This window comes from Polaromonas sp. P1_E3, from assembly GCF_056405935.1.
In genome coordinates, this window is record NZ_JBFUBD010000508.1 from 1 (window position 1) to 1,721 (window position 1,721).

The 1,721-nt window shown below is 46.2% G+C and carries 2 protein-coding genes; one reads left to right on the forward strand and one right to left on the reverse strand.

What is annotated here, in order from left to right:
* The coding region (locus AC1D0Z_RS21085) for an SAM-dependent methyltransferase (protein ID WP_477660111.1) at positions 1 to 1,045 on the forward strand (1,045 nt) is incomplete at its 5' end.
* Here AC1D0Z_RS21085 and AC1D0Z_RS21090 read toward each other — a convergent pair.
* The coding region (locus AC1D0Z_RS21090; protein WP_477660112.1) for a hypothetical protein at positions 1,022 to 1,721 on the reverse strand (700 nt) is incomplete at its 5' end. The genes AC1D0Z_RS21085 and AC1D0Z_RS21090 overlap by 24 nt on opposite strands.

Sequence of the window (1,721 nt, forward strand, 5' to 3'; positions counted from 1 at the left end):
GTCATATTCCATTGAGGTCAATCCCTTACTGCAGGACGTTATCGAATCTAAATTAACACCTGCTAGTGCGGCTCTTTTCGTAACGACGTTGCAACGTGTGGTTAGACGGGCTAGGGCACTCAAACCTAACCTCTCGGAGCTTCGGAAGCGCCTGCCACCTACCTTCATTGAGCCAGGCATTAAGGGAAGATTTCTTTTTTATCGGAATGCGGGTGTTGCCATTGAGGCTATACGCCGTTCAATTGAAGTCGAATCCAGCGATATTGATCGACGCTTGATGACGGTTGCGCTTGCATCGATTCTGATCGAAGTCAGTAATGTTCGAGTGGATGGAAAAGGTCGACGTTACAGAAAGGGGTGGGAAGACCGYGATGTAACCGCTAACCAAGTTTTTCAACTGTTTTACAGCCGAACGACTGAAATTGCAGAAGACTTGGCCATCATGACCGCTCAGCCACGCGCAGGCTTTACTCTACTTAAGGGGGATTGCAGAAGCAAAATCAGGGAGATTAAAGAGAAATTAGATATGGCGCTTTTTTCTCCGCCCTATCCCAATTCGTTTGACTATACGGATATATACAACGTCGAACTTTGGATGCTTGGCTACCTGGGATCTGCTGCGGAGAATCGCACCCTCAGACAAAGCACCCTGCGGTCACATGTACAGGTCCAATGGCCCCAAAGTAAATCCGAGATCCCGGCAAGCCGCGAATTGGCTGCGGTTTATTCTTCGCTACAAGAAGCCAGACCACAACTTTGGAATAAAGCTATTCCTGAAATGGTTACTGGTTACTTTGAAGATTTGGCAGGGATTCTTAAAAACTTAAAGCCTAAACTGGTTAGTAATGGCACCGTGGCAATGGTTGTGGGTAATTCTCAATATGCCGATGTCGTAATCGACACTCCGACCATACTTGCACAGTTGGCAATCCCAATGGGTTATGAAGTAATTAACCAAACATCGCTTCGATCGATGAGAACTTCACATCAGCAGCAACGCACCGAAGGGTTACTAGAGTCTCTATTGGTTTTGCGTCGCCGATAACTTTTTCTTGAGTCGGCTCTTCCTGCCCGCTTTAGAGTTAACGAACATCGAGTACCAATAAACTTTTACGTCATATCCACCGGCGAGTGCTCGTATTTCATCTACCAATGTGGCATCCGGTGAGGGACGAAAGTCATACGCACACAGAAAAGCTTGATCAGCTTTTAGGTCATCGCCATACGTAAAGCCTTGGGTCAACCCATCAGTACAGTGATCAAGCTGATTTGTTTTACTGTACGTGGAACCGTTGTGTCCAAATTTTCTTACTGCTTTCAGCTCCAGTAGAAATTTTGTTGTGTTTAGGGCATTACGCTCTTCAATAAGAATATCTGTGCGTCCACTTGGGACGGGGATCTCTTCAAGAACGATCCCATTTTTGAAATTTATCTGCAGTGCAATGGCTAGTAAACGTTGAATGTTCTTTTCCGCATGCTCTTTGGGGAAGAACTTGTCCGCGTTTTCCCATACATCTTTTCGATTACTCGCTTTGTTAAGTACTTTGTCGGTGGCAAATAGATCTAGAACTTCTTTTAAATTGTCCTCTGTCAAGGTTGACATGTTCCCCAGCACAAGCTCATACGAATGGGCGCGAGTGGATCCATGAAGTCCGTCTGGGTAGTAGTGTGCAATTTCAGCTTTTCCCGCGCTCACAAATGCGGGACAAAGCGCGAGCTCC